The organism is Shewanella nanhaiensis, from assembly GCF_019457885.1.
GTDB classification, from domain to species: Bacteria; Pseudomonadota; Gammaproteobacteria; order Enterobacterales; family Shewanellaceae; genus Shewanella; species Shewanella nanhaiensis.
Map to the genome: position 1 here is coordinate 97,220 of NZ_JAHZST010000013.1, position 21,262 is coordinate 118,481.

Annotated in this window: 19 protein-coding genes; 8 read left to right on the forward strand and 11 right to left on the reverse strand. The window is 45.1% G+C overall.

Annotated elements, in window-relative coordinates:
• Positions 1-18 precede the first annotated feature (18 nt).
• Positions 19-903 carry a class I SAM-dependent methyltransferase gene (locus K0625_RS17000; protein WP_220110786.1) on the reverse strand — a complete coding sequence of 295 codons (885 nt, stop codon included), beginning with the start codon at positions 901-903 and terminating at the stop codon, positions 19-21.
• Entirely contained in the window at positions 896-1,381 is a 486-nt protein-coding gene (greB, locus tag K0625_RS17005) for a transcription elongation factor GreB (protein ID WP_012322801.1), read from the reverse strand. The genes K0625_RS17000 and greB overlap by 8 nt, the downstream gene beginning before the upstream one ends.
• Positions 1,382-1,876: 495 nt before the next feature.
• On the opposite strand from greB, the gene K0625_RS17010 reads away from it, so the two are divergent.
• The 3 genes from K0625_RS17010 (at position 1,877) to K0625_RS17020 (ending at position 6,867) form a co-directional block, all read left to right on the forward strand.
• Positions 1,877-4,717, forward strand: a complete 2,841-nt coding sequence (locus K0625_RS17010; RefSeq protein ID WP_220110787.1) for a TonB-dependent receptor domain-containing protein — start codon at positions 1,877-1,879, stop codon at positions 4,715-4,717.
• A 72-nt stretch (positions 4,718-4,789) separates the two neighbouring features.
• Positions 4,790-5,929 (forward strand): N-acetylglucosamine-6-phosphate deacetylase, encoded by a 1,140-nt coding sequence (gene nagA / locus K0625_RS17015; protein ID WP_220110788.1) that lies wholly within the window; start codon positions 4,790-4,792, stop codon positions 5,927-5,929.
• A gap of 11 nt (positions 5,930-5,940) precedes the next feature.
• Positions 5,941-6,867: a dihydrodipicolinate synthase family protein gene (locus K0625_RS17020; protein ID WP_220110789.1), complete on the forward strand. Its 927-nt coding sequence runs from the start codon at positions 5,941-5,943 to the stop codon at positions 6,865-6,867.
• A 72-nt stretch (positions 6,868-6,939) separates the two neighbouring features.
• Here K0625_RS17020 and nagB read toward each other — a convergent pair whose 3' ends face one another.
• The 5 genes from nagB to K0625_RS17045 all read right to left on the reverse strand — a co-directional run bounded on the left by nagB (position 6,940) and on the right by K0625_RS17045 (position 12,862).
• Complete coding sequence (nagB, locus tag K0625_RS17025) at positions 6,940-7,740, reverse strand: glucosamine-6-phosphate deaminase (RefSeq protein ID WP_220110790.1); 801 nt, start codon at positions 7,738-7,740, stop codon at positions 6,940-6,942.
• Positions 7,731-8,627 carry an ROK family protein gene (locus tag K0625_RS17030; protein ID WP_220110791.1) on the reverse strand — a complete coding sequence of 299 codons (897 nt, stop codon included), beginning with the start codon at positions 8,625-8,627 and terminating at the stop codon, positions 7,731-7,733. The genes nagB and K0625_RS17030 overlap by 10 nt, the downstream gene beginning before the upstream one ends.
• Positions 8,624-9,331 carry an N-acetylmannosamine-6-phosphate 2-epimerase gene (locus K0625_RS17035; protein ID WP_220110792.1) on the reverse strand — a complete coding sequence of 236 codons (708 nt, stop codon included), beginning with the start codon at positions 9,329-9,331 and terminating at the stop codon, positions 8,624-8,626. Before K0625_RS17035 ends, K0625_RS17030 begins: the two co-directional genes overlap by 4 nt.
• Before the next feature lie 45 nt (positions 9,332-9,376).
• Positions 9,377-11,983 carry a sodium:solute symporter gene (locus tag K0625_RS17040; RefSeq protein ID WP_232847149.1) on the reverse strand — a complete coding sequence of 869 codons (2,607 nt, stop codon included), beginning with the start codon at positions 11,981-11,983 and terminating at the stop codon, positions 9,377-9,379.
• Positions 11,984-12,154: 171 nt separating this feature from the next.
• Entirely contained in the window at positions 12,155-12,862 is a 708-nt protein-coding gene (locus tag K0625_RS17045; protein ID WP_220110793.1) for a transcriptional regulator NanR, read from the reverse strand.
• Positions 12,863-13,283: 421 nt separating this feature from the next.
• On the opposite strand from K0625_RS17045, the gene ompR reads away from it, so the two are divergent.
• Positions 13,284-14,009 carry an osmolarity response regulator transcription factor OmpR gene (gene ompR, locus K0625_RS17050; RefSeq protein WP_220110794.1) on the forward strand — a complete coding sequence of 242 codons (726 nt, stop codon included), beginning with the start codon at positions 13,284-13,286 and terminating at the stop codon, positions 14,007-14,009.
• 49 nt (positions 14,010-14,058) lie between these two features.
• Positions 14,059-15,369, forward strand: coding sequence for a two-component system sensor histidine kinase EnvZ (gene envZ / locus K0625_RS17055; RefSeq protein WP_220110795.1), 1,311 nt, complete (start codon positions 14,059-14,061; stop codon positions 15,367-15,369).
• Between the two features lie 86 nt (positions 15,370-15,455).
• On the opposite strand, the gene K0625_RS17060 is transcribed toward envZ, so the two are convergent.
• The gene (locus K0625_RS17060) at positions 15,456-15,932 is read right to left on the reverse strand and encodes a peroxiredoxin (RefSeq protein ID WP_220110830.1); all 477 of its coding nucleotides are present in this window, start codon (positions 15,930-15,932) and stop codon (positions 15,456-15,458) included.
• A gap of 168 nt (positions 15,933-16,100) precedes the next feature.
• Here K0625_RS17060 and K0625_RS24615 point away from each other — a divergent pair, with 168 nt between their 5' ends.
• Positions 16,101-16,499: a VanZ family protein gene (locus K0625_RS24615; protein WP_220110796.1), complete on the forward strand. Its 399-nt coding sequence runs from the start codon at positions 16,101-16,103 to the stop codon at positions 16,497-16,499.
• Between the two features lie 8 nt (positions 16,500-16,507).
• Here K0625_RS24615 and K0625_RS17070 read toward each other — a convergent pair whose 3' ends face one another.
• On the reverse strand, positions 16,508-17,296 hold the full coding sequence (locus K0625_RS17070; protein ID WP_333473866.1) for a class I SAM-dependent methyltransferase: 789 nt from the start codon (positions 17,294-17,296) through the stop codon (positions 16,508-16,510).
• A 196-nt stretch (positions 17,297-17,492) separates the two neighbouring features.
• Between K0625_RS17070 and K0625_RS17075 the strand changes: the two genes are divergently transcribed.
• Complete coding sequence (locus tag K0625_RS17075) at positions 17,493-18,335, forward strand: 23S rRNA (adenine(2030)-N(6))-methyltransferase RlmJ (RefSeq protein ID WP_220110797.1); 843 nt, start codon at positions 17,493-17,495, stop codon at positions 18,333-18,335.
• Positions 18,336-18,386: 51 nt separating this feature from the next.
• Here K0625_RS17075 and K0625_RS17080 read toward each other — a convergent pair whose 3' ends face one another.
• Both K0625_RS17080 and K0625_RS17085 read right to left on the reverse strand, forming a co-directional pair.
• Entirely contained in the window at positions 18,387-18,758 is a 372-nt protein-coding gene (locus K0625_RS17080) for a nuclear transport factor 2 family protein (RefSeq protein WP_220110798.1), read from the reverse strand.
• A 49-nt stretch (positions 18,759-18,807) separates the two neighbouring features.
• A complete protein-coding gene (locus tag K0625_RS17085; protein ID WP_220110799.1) occupies positions 18,808-19,725 on the reverse strand; it encodes a LysR family transcriptional regulator in 918 nt (305 codons plus the stop codon).
• A gap of 127 nt (positions 19,726-19,852) precedes the next feature.
• Between K0625_RS17085 and K0625_RS17090 the strand changes: the two genes are divergently transcribed.
• Positions 19,853-21,247: an MATE family efflux transporter gene (locus K0625_RS17090; RefSeq protein WP_220110800.1), complete on the forward strand. Its 1,395-nt coding sequence runs from the start codon at positions 19,853-19,855 to the stop codon at positions 21,245-21,247.
• Positions 21,248-21,262 lie beyond the last annotated feature (15 nt).

Consider the following 21,262-nt stretch of genomic DNA (forward strand, 5'->3'; position numbering starts at 1 on the left):
TGTTTAACACCCGATAGATTAGCGTTTTTTAGCCAAAACCGTATGTTCAGGCATACCTCTACGGTTAATTAACACCTCAAAGCCGTGCCTCTCTAAAAGAGTTGCAATATCTTGCTTATGCCAAGCGGGAACAAAAGGCTCATAAACATGATTTGCCAGCCATTTAAAGTAAAGCCCGGTAAAGCCATAACCTTTAAACATCTGCCACCAGCCACCTTTAAACTGAATCGATGAGGGTTCACAGATAGCGAGTAACCCTCCCTCACCGAGCACCCGATGACACTCACTTAATGCCCTGTCTATGTATTTAGGGGGGATTTCATGAAACAGAAAACTTGCAGTGATCCCATCAAAACGCTTATCGGAAAACTTAAGATCTTCGGCAAGTCCCTGTACAAACTTAACATCTGGATTTGCCTTAGCTCCATGCTTAAGAAGATAGGGAGAGGGATCGACGCCCCACACATCTTCAATGCCCTGCTTCTTCACTGCAGCGGCCATCTGACCACCGGCGCAGCCAATATCCAGAACTCGAGTGGCCGAGCTAAACCAAGAGGCGATCTCCTTACGCACTGGCCTCATCTTACCCAACATGGTGCCATCAAATGCACTGATATAGCCTCGGGTAATATTGTTGGAGAAGTTGCCGTTTGGAATACCGTGAAACTCCTGCTGTAGATATTTAGGTAGCTCCCCTTTATCCATCAAGCCATCAGGAAACGCTTCAGGTAGCTCAATGCGGCCGTTGCCCTTCTTAAACAAAGAGCGATACAGCTGGCCAACATTAGTCCAGGTCTTAAAATTTATCTCATCAGCCCAGGTATTCGGTAACTCAATTTTATCCCAGTCAGGTACCAGAGGATCTCGAATCTCTCCGGTGTCCGCTACAGCTGGCTCACTCATCCTTAAACGCCTTATATTGAATCTTATTTACATACCACTCTTTGGCACCGGATGGGGTTTTAACTACCACTTCATCATCCACCTGCTTACCGATTAAGGCCCGTGCCATTGGCGAGTCGATGGTAATATACCCTAACTTAGTATCCAGCTCATCTTTCCCGACGATACGATATTGAACCACATCGCCCGACTCATTTTCGAGCTCTACCCAGGCACCAAAGAAGACCTTGCCCTCCTGCTGCGGTGAATAATCGACAATGGTGAGATCTTCCACCCGCTTCACCAGATAGCGAACTCGACTATCTATCTGTCTTAGCAGGCGTTTGTTATAGGTATAATCAGCATTCTCACTACGATCCCCTTGGGCTGCAGCTTCCTGCACCTTCTTAGTGATCTCCGGGCGATACTCTTTCCATAAGTATTTAAGCTCTTTATCTAAGGCCTGCCAGCCCTTCCTGGTGATTAACATCGCAGTCATTATTATCTCAATATTTACAACAGGTTAAACTGTTTCAAAATGCACCATCGAGTATTATCTCGTAACCTTGTATAAACCCGTCAATAAATAATGGATTTATACCTGACATATTTTACACAAAATATCAGTAGAAAAACCTCAGGATCTTAATTTATTCCCATCCATCGATGGCAAAAATTACACACTTAATGAGGCACTTCTGCAGAATATTTGTACAACAAGGGCCTCAAATAAATTGTATTTATAGATAAACATCTTGCAACCCCCTCTCGAATAAAAACAAAATACCGATAATAAACAGCTAATTATAAGTAAAACATCTTTTCAGTTACTGGCTTGTTAATAAAATTGACAAATATTTTTACGTAATGGTATGCTGGTATAACACCTTAAGAGTGTAACCGCTTTTTGTCATTCAGTTTCCAGAGATAGCATTGTCGTATGCGGTAAGTAAAAACAGCTCAATTAAAATAATTGAAAATAGGATCTCTAACTATGGCCTTACCAAACGCTTCAACCTCATCCCAAAAACGCTTTATAAAAACACTGTTGGCAATTGGCGTTGCATCGGTGACAAGCCAAGCATTCGCACAAGAGAGTGCTGAAGAAAACGTTGAACGTATCGCAGTAACAGGCTCACACATCAAAAAAGGTGATTTCCAGTCTGCATCACCGATAGCGATACTCGATGAAAAAGATATTGAAGGCGTCGGCGCTGTCAACGTAAGCGACCTTCTAGCACGTATCCCCTCCGTTTATGGAGATACGACAGGTGCAAGTTCAAACATTAGTGAGCAGAGTTCTGGGCTAAATACTGTCGCACTGCGTAATTTAGGCGCATCCAGAACATTAGTCCTGGTCGACGGCATACGTTATGTATCTGGCACCTCGGCAGGTGCTGGATATGGTGTTGATCTCAACTCTATCCCTCTGTCTATGGTTTCACGTATCGAGGTTTTAACTGGTGGACAATCCGCTTCTTATGGCTCTGATGCTGTAGCTGGGGTCATCAACCTTATCCTCAAAAAAGATTTTGAAGGTGTCGGATTTAAGGCCCAAATCGGTCAATCAGGTGAGAGTGACAAAGATAAATCTGATATCGAACTTACACTAGGCACCAACTTTGAAAGCGGCAACGCTTGGTTCTCCGCAGGTTACTCTAGTGATGATGGACTGATGGCAAGCGATCGTGACTACTCTCGTGTCCACAAGAGTGCAGTAGATAGTGACGGTGACGGAATCTTAGATACCGCTCAATTTGTCGGCTCATCACATATTTTAAGTGGGAGAATTGGTGGCTACAAAGGAGATGGTACTCCATTTGTTCGCACACCTGATGTTGAAACATCTGACGCCTTTAACTTCCACGAGTATCGCTCAATGCTAGCCCCTACTGATCGCATTTTTGTAGCCAGTGGATTGAACTTTGATATCAACGAAAGATCGCGTGCCAACTTCAACATTAACTATGCCCGTGTAGACTCAACAACCTTCTTTGAACCTATCCCTTTAGATACACGCAACGATATATTCAAACTATCTAAAGGTGGCTCTACAGGCATTGATATCGCAACCCATCCTTGGTTTGCAGGTACCACCTTAGGTAACAACTTACTCAACGATGGCATAACAAATTTAGATGATGTCAGCCTGACATTTAGACGTTTATATGAGTTCGGCGGGCGCGGAGCCGAGAACACTCGTTCAACATTTCGAGTGGCAGGTAGTTACGAATATGATTTAACTGACGATATCTACTTCACCTTAAACGGCACTTACGGTGTAACGGATCAAAATCAAAAGAATAATGGTGACATTAACTTAGATAGAGCCCGTTACGCATTAACCATTGAAGAGGATGGTTTCGGTGGTTACCAATGCAGTGACGACATCGCTCGTATCCAAGGCTGTGTTCCCTTTAATCCATTTAAGATTGATGGTATTTCTCCTGAGGCCGTTGACTACCTTGCGGCGGATACCAACCTGTCTGGTACCATTGAGCAAACCGTGATAACTGCGATTGTTGCCGGTGACTTAGGGTTTGCATTCAGTGATGATGTTGACGCTTTGGGCTTCGCTGCAGGTGTTGAGTATCGTAAAGAGGAGGGAGAAGAGACACCAGATCCTCTTCGTCAGGGCGGAATTGTTCGAGGAGCAAAAATAGCTAAGACTCAAGGGTCATTCGATGTAGTCGACGCATTTGCCGAACTCCACATCCCAGTTCTAGAGCAGCTTAGTTTCGACCTTGCTGTACGGGTAGGCAATTACTCCTCTGTCGGCAGCATTACAAACTGGACCGCAGGCTTCAATGCTCCAGTGCATGATTCAATTCGCTTCCGTGGCGCCATAGCGACTGCGGTACGAGCGCCCAATGTCAGCGACCTGTTTGCAGGCGGTACAGCAACAGCAGCCTTCGTCTTCGATCCCTGTGATGGAATAGATAACAGTACAAGCGGAAACATTGCAGAAAACTGCCGCTCTATTTCCGCCATACAAAACCGAATCAATACTGATGGTTCATTTACTCTTACTCAGGTTGAGCAACAAAACACGTCAGGCCTTCTCGTCGGTTCGCCAAGCGTAAAAGAGGAAACTGCCGACACATTAACCTTAGGCGCAATATTCACACCTGAGTTTCTCGACGGGCTTTCAGTCTCGGCGGATTACTATGATATCGAAATAGATAACGCCATCACCAATACCGACCGAACAGTGATCTTAAATCGCTGCTACTCAGCCGACCCGAGTCAGTTTGACCCTCAATGTGCTGGCACCGTAGTACGCGATGGGCGCTCAGGAGCTGCACTAGAGGTCAACTCGGCTTCCGGTAATGAGAACATCATAGAAACCAGTGGTATTGATCTGGAAGTTGCCTACGAAACGGATCTGGGAGGTGGCGATCTGTATGTTGGCCTAAGTGCAAACTTCCTCGATAAATATGACATTACTGGTATAGAGAGTGGTGACACTCAAAGCCTCGCTGGTGAGATCATGTTTCCTGAACTTAGATTTAACATCAACACCTCATATACCTTAGAGAAGTTCAATGTTTACTGGCAACTACGATATTGGGATGAAACCAAAGATCGTAACGACAACACCAATATGACTGAAGAGCTCAATAGCATAGATTCGGCCATCTATAACGATCTACGCTTTAGTTACAACGTATTGGAATCGACCAACCTATTCATCGGTGTCAACAATATGTTTGATGAGCAACCGCAAGAGCTAACGGCAAACCATAAGTACCAACAAGCCGGAACCCTAACCAACGGAAGCGCATTTAACTTAACAGGCCGTGAATATTACGCAGGTATCAAGGTTCATTTCTAACTTTAAATACTTTGCAAGTGGTGGGGTAGAGGCAAGCTCTCTACCCCGATTTTCCCTGTTCGAGAGTTATCTATGATCACAACCCTTATCCCTGACAGCCTATTCGATGGTGAACGGCTCCATATACAACAACCCATTAGCTTTAAAGATGGGAAGATTATTGCTATGGATACGGTAAAAAAAGCCAAAGAATACCGCTTGAATGGGTTATTAACGGCTGGATTTATCGATACACAAGTCAATGGTGGTGGAGGTAAGCTGTTTAACCAACAACCCGAACTAAGCACTCTATCTAGTATGGTAGAGGCCCACTCTCGGTTTGGCACTACAGCAATGTTACCCACATTGATCACCGATGAGATAACAAAAACCAAGCAAGCAGCCGATGCCATCAGCACGGCGATAGCTCAAAAAGTACCAGGAGTATTGGGGATCCACTTTGAGGGACCCCATATCAGTGCTGTTAAAAAAGGGATCCACCATCAAGATAAAATCCGCCCTATTACAGAGCAAGAGTTAGAGTTATATTGTCGGGACGATCTTGGCATAAAGCTGATTACATTAGCACCTGAAGCCGTTGACGTATCAAGGATAAAAACCTTAATTGAGCATCAAGTTATTGTCTCTCTTGGTCACTCAAATGCCAGTTTTGACCAGGTAAACCTAGCTTTAAATGCGGGGGCCACAGGTTTTACTCACCTCTTTAATGCCATGTCTCCCTTAAACTCCCGCAGCCCTAACATGCTAGGAGCCGCCCTACTCGATCCTAAAAGTTGGTGCGGCCTTATTCTCGATGGGCACCATGTTCACCCTGCCTGCGCTCAGATCGCCTATCAAATAAAGACTGAGGGCAAACTAATGTTGGTCACCGATTCAATGTCAACCATAGGCTCAACCCAGAGCCAATTTCACTTCGACGGCCATGATATTGAGCTAACACAAGACAAGTTAACCAGCCAAACAGGACAACTGGCAGGGTCGGCGCTTAACATGATCGCTGCGGTCAACAATGCCACCTCAATGCTAGGGGCCCCGGCATCACAAGCCCTAAACATGGCCAGTGCCTATCCGGCAGAATTTCTAGGTTTACAGAAACAAAGAGGCAGTATCAAAATAGGTAATGTCGCTGATCTGCTTCTGTTAAATGACTCACCTTCCACCACTCGAGTCCATGTTAAACATGCGTGGATTTCGGGCTCACAAGTTTTTTAAAGAGGCTTTCTATGGAAAGAATTAATAGTTTAATCAATGCACCTTTTACGGCATTCCACCCTGACGGTTCACTCAACTTAACCTTAGTACCAAGTTATATTCAAACCTTGATTAACAGTGGTATTGCCGGTGTATTTATTAATGGTTCATCTGGTGAAGGCCACCTCCTCACAGAGGAGGAGCGTATGATATGTGCCGAAAAATGGGTCGAGTCTGCACCAGCTAACTTTAAAGTGATTGTTCATGTGGGTAGTAACTCAATCAATGCCAGCAAAAAACTCGCTCAACATGCTGCCCAAATTGGCGCCTGGGGATTTAGCGCCATGGGTCCCACCTTTCCAAAGATAAATCGAGTTAATGAACTTGCCGATTACTGTGCTGAGATTGCCGCGGCAGCCCCCACGCTTCCATTTTATTACTACCATATTCCAGCATTTACTGGTGTTTACACCTCAATGGTTGAGCTACTCAAGGCCGTTGATGGGCGTATAGATAACTTCTCCGGTATCAAATACACCTATGAGAGTCTGTATGAATATACTCAGTGTCGTCGATACAGTAATGGGAAATATGATGTTCTCCATGGACAGGATGAAACCTTACTTCCATCCCTTGCTTTCGGTGGAGCTCAAGGCTGTATAGGCGGCACATTTAACTATGCAGCTGGTTTATACACACAAATTCGAGCGGCTTTCAGTGAAGGAGATTTTGACAAGGCACAACAGCTGCAATATCAATCCTTAGATCTTATCGACGTTATCTGTCGCTACAGAGGAAATATCGTTGCAGGGAAACAGATCATGAAGCTTATCGGTCTCGATCTAGGCCCTAATAGAACTCCATTTCAAAACCTTAGCCCCGTTGAGCTTGCATCCATGAAGCAAGAACTCGAGTCGATAGGTTTCTTTAGCTACGCAAATGAGGTCTCACATTTGTAGCCATTTAGCTCAGTCAAAATATTTGGCTGAGCTTTTTTCTCAAAACTCATAAGAGCTCTCTCTACCTATCTTTTATGAGTAAAAGCCGAACTCGTTATTTAGTCGGGTATTTTGTTCGTTCACCCAGGAAAAATACTCGGTATTATCCAACTCACTCGCGGCTTCTCTATCGAGTAAAACCACTGCATCTCGATGCATCTGCAGAGCCGACGCGGGGCACATGGCACTCAAGGGGCCTGTTATCATCTGCTTAACCGCCTTAGCCTTATTAAGCCCCGTTGCCATAAGCAATAGATTACGACTATCTAAAATAGTCGCAATCCCCATGGTCATCGCCATATCCGGTTGATATTCACCCTGCTCAAATAGTCGACTGTTATCTTTAATCGTCTGAGGAGTTAAACTTTTGACCCGTGTTCTAGACCCTAAACTGGAGGTAGGTTCATTAAATCCGATATGACCATTCGCCCCCAAACCTAAGATCTGCAGGTCAACACCTCCCGCTAGTTGAATATTTTTCTCGAAAGCAGCAGCTTCAACTCTGGGATTCTGTCCAATGAAGCAGGTAGGAAGGTAGGTATTGTTATGATCTATATCGATATGCTTAAACAGGTTTTTAGTCATAAAATATCGATAGCTTTGTGGATTATCGGGCGCAATATCAAAATACTCATCTAAATTAAAACTCTTTACCTGAGCAAAACTTAGCTCTCCTTTTCGATATAGATTAACTAGCTGTTTATAAAGTGCTATCGGAGTACTTCCTGTTGCAAGCCCCAGCACAGAATCAGGCTTTTCATCAATAAGGGACTTAACCCTTAAGGCTGCATGCACTGCCACCTGGCTAGCACTATTTAAGATGATCACCTGCATACTCTATCTCCTTTACTGCCCGCTTGGGTCAAATATTGGGAATAGAGCGCCGCTCCCACAAGGTCAGCATTTGCACCAGAAAGTGGCGCTAATAATTTCACCTTATATATCTCAGGGAGCCGATTAAGCAGACTTCGCACGCGAGCGCTAAACTCATGTGACAAGCCAATGCTGCCACCTAAAACCACAACTTCTGTACCAGTCACAGCCTTTATATTAGCAATCAACTCAACTAATGCAGCCGCCCCTCTGTCGATCAGATCATTGACTTCAGGGTTTGACAGATGCATCTCAAATACTTGCTTACAGCTAACCGAGCAGCCTAGTATCTCAGATGCTTGACGGGCAATTGCTCTGCCAGAGGTGATCGACTCAACACAGTTTTTACGCCCACAGACACAAGCCTGCTGATGCCTATCTGGCTGAGGTACCGATACATGCCCCAAATGCGCACAAAAACCGTCATAGGAGGTGACTAGCCGACCATTTTGAACCATTCCCCCGCCCACTCCGGTCGAAACGGTGATATACACTAAGGTCTCTCGGTACTCGCCAATGATATACTCAGACCAAGCAGCGGCTGCTGCGTCATTAATAATGGTAACCGGAAGCTCAAAACTAGCCTCCAACTGCTGATGTAAACAGAGTTCAGCATCTGGACCAACTCCGAGAAACTTAACCCTATCTTCGGCAACTTGACCTGTACAAGCAAGAGCAAGCGAGTCAGCTTTTCCTAACCAATCACGGCAGAGTCTCAACAGTACATCTGGCAAGGTTTTCAGATTTTGATGTAATACCGAAGGGATCTCCACCCGCTCAACAATAACGCCATCTTCAACCAGAGCCGCGGCGATTTTTGTTCCCCCAACATCAATTGAGATAATCATACTTTCCTGCCTGATCCATCAATGCGGGTTACAAACCACTGGGTAATATGTTCAATCCGAGTAATTGCCGAGCCAACAGTGACACAAAATGCCCCTAACTCTATCGCCTTAGCTGCTCGCTCCGGTGAGTTATAGCGTCCCTCAGCAACCACTTTTAATCCCTGTAACTGCCATTTCTCAACTAACTCATAATCTGGCTGTTCAGGCACCGCTTGATCCTGCGTGTAACCTGACAGAGTACTACCGATAAAGCTACAGCCAAGCTTTGCCAGCTTTATCCCCTCCTCAAACTCTGCACAATCCGCCATGGCGATACAGCCACACTCATGAATAGTATTAAGTAAAGTTTCTACATCCACAGGCCTTACTCTGTCAGTCCCATCAAATGCAATAATCTTAGCCCCAGCATCTGCTAGCATTTTAATATCATCGACAAAGGGGGTAATTCTGATTGGACAGCCTGATAGATCCCGTTTGATAATCCCAACAATAGGCAATTCAGTGGCAGCAGCAACGGCTTTTACATTCTCAACGCCTTCAATGCGCACTCCCTTGGCACCACCTGCAATTGCAGCCAGCGCCATGGCACGCACATGCTCCACTTTATCCATAGGACCGTCATCCACTGGCTGACATGAGGCTATCAGTGCTCCCTTCAATTGATTAACTAACTGTTTTTCCAAAGCTCGATTGATTGCAGACATCTTAATTCCTAAATTACTAATCGCCCTAAGACTAACCTTTACCCATTAATGACCTTGGTTTACTGGTTTTTTCATCGTGTAAAGGGTCAAGCCTTCGACCTCTTTATCCTCACAAGGCTTAAGTAAACTCACCAAATAACCAATAATAAAAGAGGAGAGAATACCAATCGTCGCGTAGAGGTAACCATTTGCCCATCCCGCTTTCCAAGCCCAAACCATAATAAACACACCAGATAAGATCCCAATCATGGCTCCTGTGGCATTGGCTTTTTTAGTCATAACCCCCAGAACAAATAGACCGCCTAATGCCCCCATAAACATACCTATCACTTTAAAATAGGCCTCCATTAATGAACGGATCTCTGGATCAATAAAGATAAGCCCCGCAGTTGTCCCTAAGGCTCCCATGATGAAGGTTAACCAACGTGCAGCACTCATATACCCCTTTTCCGTTTTAACGAGATCAAAAGGCTTAATAAAATCAGTCACCAAGGTACTTGCAATGGAGTTCATACTTGTGGAAACCGTGGATTGTGCCGCTGCAAAAATACCTGCCACGATTAGCCCAGCAAACCCAACGGGTAACTCAGTAGCGATAAATGCAGGGAAGATTTGATCTATCTGTAAGTTAGGATCCAGCTTTTCAGGATGAGTGGAATAAAAAGCATATAATCCGGTGCCAATGGCAAAAAACAGCAAGGAAGCAGGTCCAGCTATCAAGGCATTTGCCCAGATTGATTTTTCAGCCGCTTTAATGTCGGTCGTCACCATATACCGCTGAACAATAGCCTGATCCGCAGTGTAACTCGTTAGATTTTGCCCAATGCCACCGATCACAATCACCCAGAGCGACAGTGTCGTGATGCTGTTTAAGCTAAAGTCAGCATCCACGACCTTAAATTTGTCACCACTTAAACCGATATCGATATAACCCGATATACCGCCTTCGATGCCAGATATAATAGTGACAAAGCAGACAAGAGCACCTAAAAGTAAAATGATAGTTTGCACGGTATCGGTCCAGATCACCGCCTCTATTCCACCGATAGTGCAATAGAACAGACATAACACTCCCATGATCATCACACTCTCAGCCGCGGTTAGTGGCGTCACGGCAGACAAGGCCAGTGCTGTCAGCGCCATCACTATTCCCATACGCCCAATATGAAACAGAGTAAATAGTGCGCTCGCAAATAAGCGTACTCCCATATTGAATCGTTTAGAGAGGTACTCATAAGCACTAGTTGCATCGATTTGACGAAAGAAAGGGATGGCAATATAGATCCCCACAGGAGCAACAACAATGATCATCCAGATCCCAACGAGTAGAATCCAATTCGTTTGATAAACGATGGCGGGCAGTGCGACATAGGTTAATGAGCTCAGCATGGTGGCATAGATAGAGCAAGCCGCGGCCCACCAAGGGATCGATTGCCCTCCTCTAAAATAATCATTGGTATTATGATTTCTTAACGCAAAGAAGAGACCCACCATAACTACCAGTGCGAGATAGACGACCAGTACAGTCATATTTATTCTGCCAAAATCTTGTACTTTACTCTCGACACTCAAACTCAATAACGAGCTACTATCTCGCTCTCCATCTTGATACTGGGCTAACACGTAGAGTTCGCCGTCAAGGGAAGCAACAGCCTTGGCTAAGATAGGAGTATTAGAGCTTTTTGACTCACTTTCAGATGATAATAAATGCTGCTTATACTCGCTCCACTGAGCCGTAATCGCGTTAAAAGAGAGTATCTTACCGTCATCCATTAGCGCCAAGATATATGACTGGCCTAAAGGCGTTACAGCATTAAATCTTGAAGAGATAAGCTTCTCGGCAAGCTTTACTGCTCCAACCGATTGCCACTCCAAACGAGTAGGATCAAACTTCCACACTTCCGCAGCTTTGGCCTCTTTCTCCGCAACCGATCCATCTCGTGCTTGATTAAACATCCCGTACACTTTCTCGCCAAAACCATCGTTTTGTACCGTAAGCTTAAGATCACTCTCCGCTGGAATAGGGAGCTGAGTGAGTAACTCCCACTGCTCATCAACCATTAAACTGATATCAACACGATTATCTACTTGCTTTCCCTTAATACCCGCTAAATTGAGACGATAAAAACTAGGTCGTTCTCCCTCCTGATAGGCATAAAGATAAAGCTTCTCTTCAATTATCACAGCAGAGCTAGTTGCCACTTTATAAGGAAGAGAAGGAAGCGGATATTTGGTTAACTCTTCCGATTTAGGGTTCCAAGCTAATAGAGATACCTTGTCAGAAGCAGATACTGAGTTATGACCACCAGCAAGGATCAAACCAAATTTATGCTCAATAACAGCACTACCACTAAGATCATGATAGATCTGGCTTATCTTCTTTTTCCACTGACTGGTTTTTACATCTTTCCAAAAAACTAAAAGCGGCTCCTCATTAGATATTGAACCATGCTCCCCCCCCGATAAACTGGCACCCGTTGAAAGAATTAGTGAGCCAGAAGCCGAGCCTAAAAAAGCACCATCAAATACCTCAACCTCATTAAGAAGATGCCCCCCTTCCACACTTTTCCAATCAAGACGTACCTCTGCGCAGGCAAGAACTGGAAACAAGATCATGGATAACAGGAGGCATCGCCTTAAAAAACAACTCATATTTTCACCAAGTGTACATATTTTACGCTGTATACCTGTTATACCAGCTAGAACTAAATAAGGCTACAGTTTGTTAACCAGTTAGTGACAATTAATGACATTTTTTTAGAGGAAAAATTGGGCAAAAGAGATAGAAAAGGGCCCAAAGGCCCTTACGTTTAGCTGTGAGGACTATTCAGAGTAGGATAAGTCATAGGCTTTTTGCAGATGTTTCATCAATACAGCATCAGCACCTTCCACATCATGGGCCTTAATTCTTTCCACTATGGCAGCATGATCTTCATAGCTCTTCTGATTTAGCCCTTTGGAGTCAGCTTTATCAGGTCGTATATCTATGACCCAATCAACCAGAGCTTGATGAATAGCTAAGAAGATAGGGTTACCCGGTATAGTTGCAATAATTCGGTGAAAGTTAATATCAGTTTTCTTAAACTGGGCATTAATATCGATGGCTTTCTGGTTTAGTGTTAAGGCATATTCCAGCTCTTTAATCTGCTCATCTGTAGCATGTTCGGCCGCATAACGTATTAAACTCGACTCAAAAAACTGCCTTAACTGATCGAAATATCGAGTACCATCGGGCTGATTCAAGAAGTCTTTAGACATCCCCGACAGCTCTGCAATAATCGTATCGGCAGAGGGACGGGTCACTCGGGTTCTCTCTCCACTGCTTATTTTCACTAAGCCTTTACGGGACAGGGATGATAACGCATCTCGAATTGAAGGCCTGCCAACACCAAATGCAGTCATCAAATCACGCTCAGACGGCAACATATCGCCTACAGCAAACTCCCCCTGACGGATCATCTCTTCGAGTTCATCCTCAACTCTTTCCGATAATTTTTTTCGTTCAACTGGTCGTTTAATCGTGATCGACATGTAATTTCCTTCCTTTCCTAGCGTCAACCCTACTAAAGAGCATTATGCTATTTAGCTATCATACCAGTTACTTTACTAAGCTATGCATTCGGATACAAGCACCTAAAATGATGACCGACTTCCGCCCTAAACCTCACACTTCTTAGCCCCCATAGCGCTATTATGCCTCCATACCTCTTCATTTCAATTTAGTTACAATTTCGGTTGCCAACTAGCAATACAGTAAACTTAAACCTATAATTCAACATGTTAACAGTGTTTAACAAAGAAACAGATTGATAACAGAAGCAGGCTTGGCTAAATCACCTCTGGTCTTCGATGGGGAAAAACGGCTATATTAGCCCTATAATAAATATTCGTATTCAATATCAGCCAGTTGGCTACCGATTACCATCGGATCCCTATCAAAAGGATAATAAGCATGGGACAGGAAACCTCTAAAATACTCGTTGTAGATGATGATATGAGGCTAAGAGCCTTACTCGAACGTTATCTAATGGAGCAAGGTTATCAAGTTCGCAGTGCCGCCAACGCTGAGCAGATGGATAGACTGCTCGAACGTGAGAATTTTCACCTGCTAGTGTTAGACCTCATGTTGCCAGGGGAAGATGGTCTCTCAATCTGTCGTCGACTACGCCAAAATGGTAGCCCTATTCCTATTGTGATGTTGACCGCTAAAGGCGACGAAGTAGACCGCATTATCGGTCTAGAGCTTGGCGCCGATGATTACCTACCAAAACCCTTTAATCCTCGTGAACTACTTGCCAGAATCAAAGCGGTAATGCGTCGTCAAACCCAAGATGTTCCAGGGGCTCCGACTCAACAGGAGGAGGAGATCACCTTCGGTGAGTTTGCTCTTAACCTGGCAACACGCGAGATGTACCATGGTGAAGAGGCTATCTCTCTTACCAGCGGTGAATTTGCCGTACTCAAAGTGCTGGTCAGCCATCCTAGAGAGCCACTCTCCCGTGACAAGCTAATGAATTTGGCTCGCGGACGTGACTATTCGGCTCTAGAGCGTTCAATCGATGTTCAGGTATCACGTCTACGACGCCTGATTGAGAAAGATCCGGCTAATCCTAGATATATCCAAACAGTGTGGGGACTGGGATATGTTTTTGTTCCCGATGGCGCTGCTCGTCGATAGATCAATAGATTCATTGGCCGAATAAATCTAAACCATAAGGTAGTTCTGAGTGAAGTGGTTAAAAAAGATCCTTCCCCGTAGTTCATTCAGTCAAACTGTGATGCTAATTGGCTGCCTACTGCTGATCAACCAATTAGTATCTTACCTCTCTGTAGCCACCTACTTTATTCAGCCAACCTATCAGCAAATTAACCAACTGATTGCCCGTCAGGTGAAGCTACTATTCGTCGACGGTGTCGATGTTGGCCGTGAACACCTAACCATGGTTGATGCCCTCAATGCGAAAGTTCGCGGCGATGGTATGAAGATATATAATCAGAAACAAGCACGAGCGGCAGGCATAGAGCAGACCACTTACTATGGCTTTCTATCATCTCAGATGTCAGAGCACTTAGGTGGCAAGGCTGAAGTAAGAATCGCCCAAGGCGATGATTTTGAGATCTGGATCCGTCCTCCACAAGCGCCATCAATCTGGATAAAGGTTCCGCTAACGGGCTTCAATGAATACGATCTCTCCCCTCTCACTCTCTATTTAATGGTCATAGGCGCGCTCAGTGTTGCTGGCGGATGGTGGTTCGCCAGACAACAAAACAGGCCTTTAAAGCGTCTACAAAAAGCGGCGATCTTGGTCTCAATGGGAGATTATCCTAAACCGCTACCACTCAATGGTTCGACTGAGATTGTCGAAGTTACCAACGCCTTCAACCAGATGTCCCACAGCATGAAGCAGCTCGAGCAAGACAGGGCCTTGTTGATGGCGGGGATCTCCCACGATCTTCGCACCCCACTGACCCGTATTCGTCTCGCTTCAGAGATGATGGTTGAGGAGGATGAATACCTTAAAGATGGCATAGTCCACGATATCGAAGATATGGATGCCATCATTAACCAGTTTATCGCCTATATCCGTCAAGATCAGGAGAGCACCCGAGAGCAGGAGCAGATCAACTACCTGATTCAGGACGTAGTGCAAGCAGAGTCAAACCGTGAAGGCAAAATTGAGGTTGAGCTCGCCACTTGCCCAGATATCCCCATGCAGGGCATTGCCATTAAGCGTATTCTCAGTAACTTAGTTGAAAACGCCTTCCGTTATGGCCAAGGTTGGGTCAAGTTAAGCTCCCACTTTGACGGCAAGCGAGTCGGATTTAGTGTCGAAGATAATGGCCCAGGTATACCTGAAGATCAGATCCCCGAACTGTTTCAGCCTTTTACGCAGGGAGATATTGCCCGAGGCAGTGTAGGCTCTGGACTCGGGCTAGCTATTATCAAACGTATTGTCGATCGCCACCAAGGCGAGGTGATACTCACCAATAGAGCCGAGGGAGGACTCCATGCTCAAGTCTGGCTTCCCTTAAGCTAAGCTTAGGTATAGAGAAGAAAGAATTAAAAGCAGCCTAAACAAAAAAAGGAGCTTTAAAGCTCCTATATACAGACAAGCATCTAGGTTTAAAGCAGATCCAGAATAACTTCCGCCTTACTCACTTCAAACATCTTAGGCGCTTCTACATTAAGTTCGGTAACCACACCATTCTCTAGCACCATGGCATAACGCTGAGAACGTATGCCTCCAAAGCCAGCCGTATCCATCTGCAGACCAACCGCCTTAGTAAAACTGGCATCGCCATCGGCCAGCATCATAATCTCAGATGCATTTTGACTATCACCCCAGGCCTTCATCACAAAGGCATCATTCACCGAAACACAGGCAATAATATCAACGTCTTTAGCCTTAAACTGATCGGCCAACACCACAAATCCCGGCAGATGTGATTGAGAGCAAGTTGGTGTAAAAGCCCCTGGGACGGCAAACAGTACCACCTTTTTACCAGCAAAAAGATCGGTCACACAATGAGTCAACATCCCCTCATGAGTCAGCTCACCCAACATGGCGCCATCTGGAACTCTCTCCCCTTGTTTAATCATCATCGACCTCAATCAGAATTAAAATTTCTAGTATTAATATTAGGCTAAATATTCAACCAATTTAAATCAAAACCTCATTTCCTCCTAATCGTGAACTTTCATTCACTGTACATATGCAGGGTAGTTGTCACAATGAGGCCAATGAAGAGGTAAAAAGGATTTAGGCACGTGTTCTACAAACTCACAGTAAGCATAGCATTAGGCTTTTTTGTTTTTATTCTATGGGCCATCTATCAAGCAAATACAGGAAGCAGTAATCTGTTTTTTGATCTTATCCAACCCTTACCTTATGGCGACAAACTTGGCCACTTCGGATTATTTGGATTACTCACCCTGCTTGCTAACTTAGCTTCCCGCTGTAGAACCCTTTCAATAGGAAGATTTAAGCTCTACTGGGGCAGCATAGCTGTTAGCCTGTTTGTTCTGATGGAGGAGCTAAGCCAAGGGCTGATACCCACAAGAACATTAGATATGATGGACTTAGCCGCCGATGCTCTTGGTATTACCCTCTTTAGCTTACTCACCTATTTTATCGCAACAAATACCAGAATAAGCCGAACAGATTAAACGGAAACTTAAGCCGTCATCGCCGCTTTAACATAGACATCGAAGCGGTTTTTCTTGGTAGCGATCACCATGCTTGGCTTAATGCCATCTAAGTCTTCAGCATAATCGGGACGTTTTACGACGACTCGCTTACTGGCGAGCGCCATTGCAGGGGTGAGTAGGCCATCGGCATCGAGATCGGCGCCAACTAAAGATTGGAACACACGCATCTCTTTTTTAACTAAGGCAGATTTCTCGCGGTGGGGATACATGGGATCTAGATAGACCACGTCCACCTCTGTATTTGACGAGTGCGCTGCGTCTGCTAATGAATCAATGCTCGAGCCATGAAACAGGCTCATACGCTCACGCATCCAGTCCCCAATTTCCGCATCTTCATAGGCGCGGCGCAGACCATCTTCTAGCAGAGCCGCCACCACTGGGTGACGCTCAACCATAGTGACCTTGCAACCTAAGCTCGCCAACACGAACGCATCGCGTCCAAGCCCTGCGGTGCCATCGACAACACTGGGGTTAACCCCCTGTTTAAGCCCAACCGCTTTCGCGATAGATTGACCTCGACCGCCACCAAATTTGCGTCTGTGCGCCACGGCACCAGACACAAAATCGACCGAGATCCCTTTCAACTTAGGCTCATCTCGTTTTATAAGAGTCAGAATATTATCTTCAAATACCAGTTCAAACTCAGCATTGGCATCATAAACAAGGTCCCAGCGCTCGCAAGCAGACTCGATAGTGGGATAATGGCGATTAAAGAAGATGCCATAACTGGTTTTAGTTTGATTAACTTGGGTCACTGTGGCTCGATCTAGCGTGATTATCCCTCTATTATGCCAAAAGCTCCCTTCAGGAGATATATTTTAAAGCGTTTGGGTTATAATCCGTCAAATCAGGCAATATTTGCCGTACCCAAATTAATCTCGCAAAGCCAAGTTCAGTTATCCTTTAACGATATCCAGCTTATCGCTATGCCGAAACCCTTTAGGAATCATCATGCTGAGTTATCGCCACGGTTACCATGCAGGCAATTATGCCGATGTATTAAAGCACTCTGTTTTACTGCAAGTGCTAAAACTGATGCATAAGAAACCAACCCCATTCGCCTATATCGATACTCACGCTGGCGCTGGCGGTTACGCGCTAACGGATCAGTTTTCCCAAAAGACAGGTGAGTATTTAGAGGGCGTGGCTAAGTTATGGGGAAAAGAGGATCTGCCTGAGCCACTGGCTGAGTACATTGCGGATGTGGCTCACTTCAACCAAGGCAAGTCAGAACTCTCTTTCTATCCTGGCTCACCAGCATTTGTCGATATGAATCGCTATGAAAAAGAGCGCATGGTGCTCCATGAACTTCACGGTGCTGATCATGCTCTGCTTGAGGAGCAGTTCACTGGTGACCGCCATATTCGCGTCGTCAAAGATGATGGCTTAAAAGGGTTAATCGCTGCGGTTCCTCCTCGCGAGCGACGCGGGGTTATCTTAGTTGACCCAAGTTATGAGATAAAAACTGATTATCAAGATGTGCCCAATGCAATTATCAAGGCCCACAAGAAGTTTGCGACCGGGGTGTACATGCTTTGGTATCCGGTGGTTAACCGCGCACAAACAGAGGGTATGCTAAAAATTCTCGCTCAAAGCGGCATTAAAAATCAGCTTAGGATCGAACAAGCGATCAGAGCCGACAGCGACGAATTTGGTATGACTGCAGCGGGCTTGTGGATCATTAACCCACCTTGGCAGCTCGATACTAAGGCAAGTGAGATACTTGAATATCTTTCACCTTTGTTAAATCAAGGCGGTGGCAAAACCACCATCAAGCAAGAAGTGCCTGAATAGTATTAACAAGCCAGCTTTAAGCTGGCTCTTTTTTCATCTAGAAATAAAGGCTTAAAATGCTTCACAGGGCGTGCCCTGATGAAAAATCATCTGCCAATTGTCTCCACTTTTTTTCCAAAGGGAGCTGCGCAGAGAGTAGCGTGTAATAAACTCATCGGGTTTAATCATGGACGCACGATAAAGCAGTTGAGCCAGATCCGGTGCTAACACCCTTAACTCAAAATCGGTAGCGCAAAACTCAGGACACCTCTCTTTAGGCAGCCTCATCAATACCTCCTCCTTGCCAAAGCGAATACCTGAGCCACCAAACTCTAAAAAATCATCGTGGATCAATCTAGCAAGCTCCTCTGCCGAAGATCTGACTTCAGACTTAAGCAGATAAAGTTCAAGCTCTATAAGTTGTTGCTTCAAACCAGTTAGCATACTTTCACCTTATCACCCCCCTAATCTCTGTTTCTACTTCCAATCTTCTTTAAGGGGATTCCGACTTGTTACTGTAATTATTCACTTTATTCTTAAACATGGACTCAATTTCTAAAAAGATCCACTCCATTACAGGGCCATAAGCTTGATCCCGCCGATTAACGACGCCTATTTCAACCAGTAATGGAGAGGGAATATGCTCAGTTGATAGAGTCACGATATCATCTGAATACCACTCACTATCGGCGATATGTTCAGGAACCAGTGCCCAACCTACTCCACGAATAACCAGAGCCGTCATATAGTAGTAACTGTCGATATACCAATGGTTAGCGGCGAGTGATTTTGCCTGCTTATCCCCCATTCGATCACGGATCACTAGCTGTCGGTGCTGATTTAACTCTTTAATTTTAGGTGCCGGGTACTGAGCAAGAGGATGATTTACCGATACAATCAAAGACTGCTTAAACTGGCCGATGGACATAAACTCCAACGATTCAGGCAGTTCGTTGCGAGAGTGAAATAAGATGCCCATATCGGCTTTTCCCTCATCAACCCACAAGCCGATATCATCTTGTGAACCATTGATGATAGTGAGTTTTAGCAGCGGAAATTTTATCGATACCTGCTCAAACAGAGACTCAAATGCATTGATCGGCACCGCCTCATCCATGGCAACTGTCAGGCTTATCTCCTGCCCCGTTGATAGCGTCATGGCGCGAGACTCAAGACGCTGGCACTGCTGCAGTACAGCTTGGGCTTCAATAAACATATCTTCACCGCAAGGGGTCAAAACAGGGAGTCTGGCACTGCGATCAAACAGCTCAAAACCTAGATCATCTTCAAGGTGACCAATGGCTGTGCTAATTCGTGACTGTGCTCTCCCCAGCTTTCTTGCTGCTGCTGAGAACGAACCATATTTAACAGATAGAACAAAAGCTTCCAGCTGATACAAACTCCAATTCACTCTACTCCCCCTATCACTATCATTACCAATCCCTAAACTACCTATCCGATAAGCGGATACTAACTAACTTATTCAATCCGAAATTTGAAGATACTCTATCGCTACCCATTAATACCAGTAGAAACTCATGCACAGCTATCAATCACCATCAGATCAGACACCAAGCTCAATCAGCCGAACATTTTGGCGTTACGCCATCCCTTCGGTTGCGGCGATGCTGGTCAATGGTCTATATCAAATTGTTGATGGTATTTTTATTGGCCAGTACGTTGGATACCAAGGGCTAGCAGGTATTAACATGGCTTGGCCTATCATCTATATTTTCGCTGGTATTGGTCTAATGATAGGCATGGGCTCAGGCAGCTTACTCTCCATCAATCGCGGTGAGAATAGCCTAACTGCCGATGAAAAAAACTCAGTATCAACCAAAGTAAACAGCACCTTAGCCAGCGCTCTTCTGCTCGTTATTGGCTTTGGGTTAATCGGCTCTATCATATTAAATTTTAGTGTCGACACCCTATTGCTCATGCAAGGCGGTAGCGGGCAAACCCTACTGATGGCGCAGCAATATACCACTCCCTTTACTTGGTCTTTAGTATTTACGATTCTCGCAGCTGCGATCCCCATTCTGGTTCGCAATGATGAAAGCCCCAATATCGCCACCGGCCTGATGGTCATGGGCGCATGCTTAAATATCGTGCTCGATTATCTGCTGATAGTGCAATTTAATATGGCACTTCATGGCGCAGCCATCGCCACTATTTCGGCCCAGATATCTGTGTCTATTTTAGGGATAGGCTACTTTATCTCATCAAAAACAGACTTCAAATTTAACGCCTCTGCATTCATTTTTAGTCCAAAACTAGCCGGACAGATCATGATATTGGGCGCCTCAAGTTTTGTCATGTACCTGTATACCAGCTTCGTGTTTGCGCTCCACAACCGGCTATTTATGGAGTATGGATCTTCATTAACCGTCGGGGCATTTGCGATTGTTGGTTATCTAATGGTGCTCTACTACTTTGTCGCAGAGGGACTCGGTGAGGGGATGCAACCTCCCGTCAGTTTCTTTTTCGGCGCAAGGGAGCCCAAAAACATCAAACGTATGTTTCAGCTTGCCGCTAAGGTCTCAATCTCTGCGGGCCTGCTTTGGGTGCTGATTTTAAACCTGTTTCCCGAGGCCATTATTGGGCTGTTTAACAGTGAAGATAGCGCCTTGATGACAGAGACAATAATTGGTATTCAACTGCATCTATTTGCGATGTTTCTCGATGGGTTTGTGGTGCTGGCGATCATGTATTTTATGGCCGTAAACCAAGGTGGGAGGTCCCTGTGGATATCTGTTGGTAATATGGTGGTTCAACTGCCCTTCCTCTTTATCCTTCCTAAGGTATTTGGGATAAATGGAGTATGGTTGGCGATGCCGGTATCTAACTTAGTGATTTTTGCCGTTGTCGCCCCTATGGTCTGGAGACATCTTAACTCAGCCATAGAGTCAGATAGGGAGTTGAGTACAGCTTAATGCCGCCTATTTTAA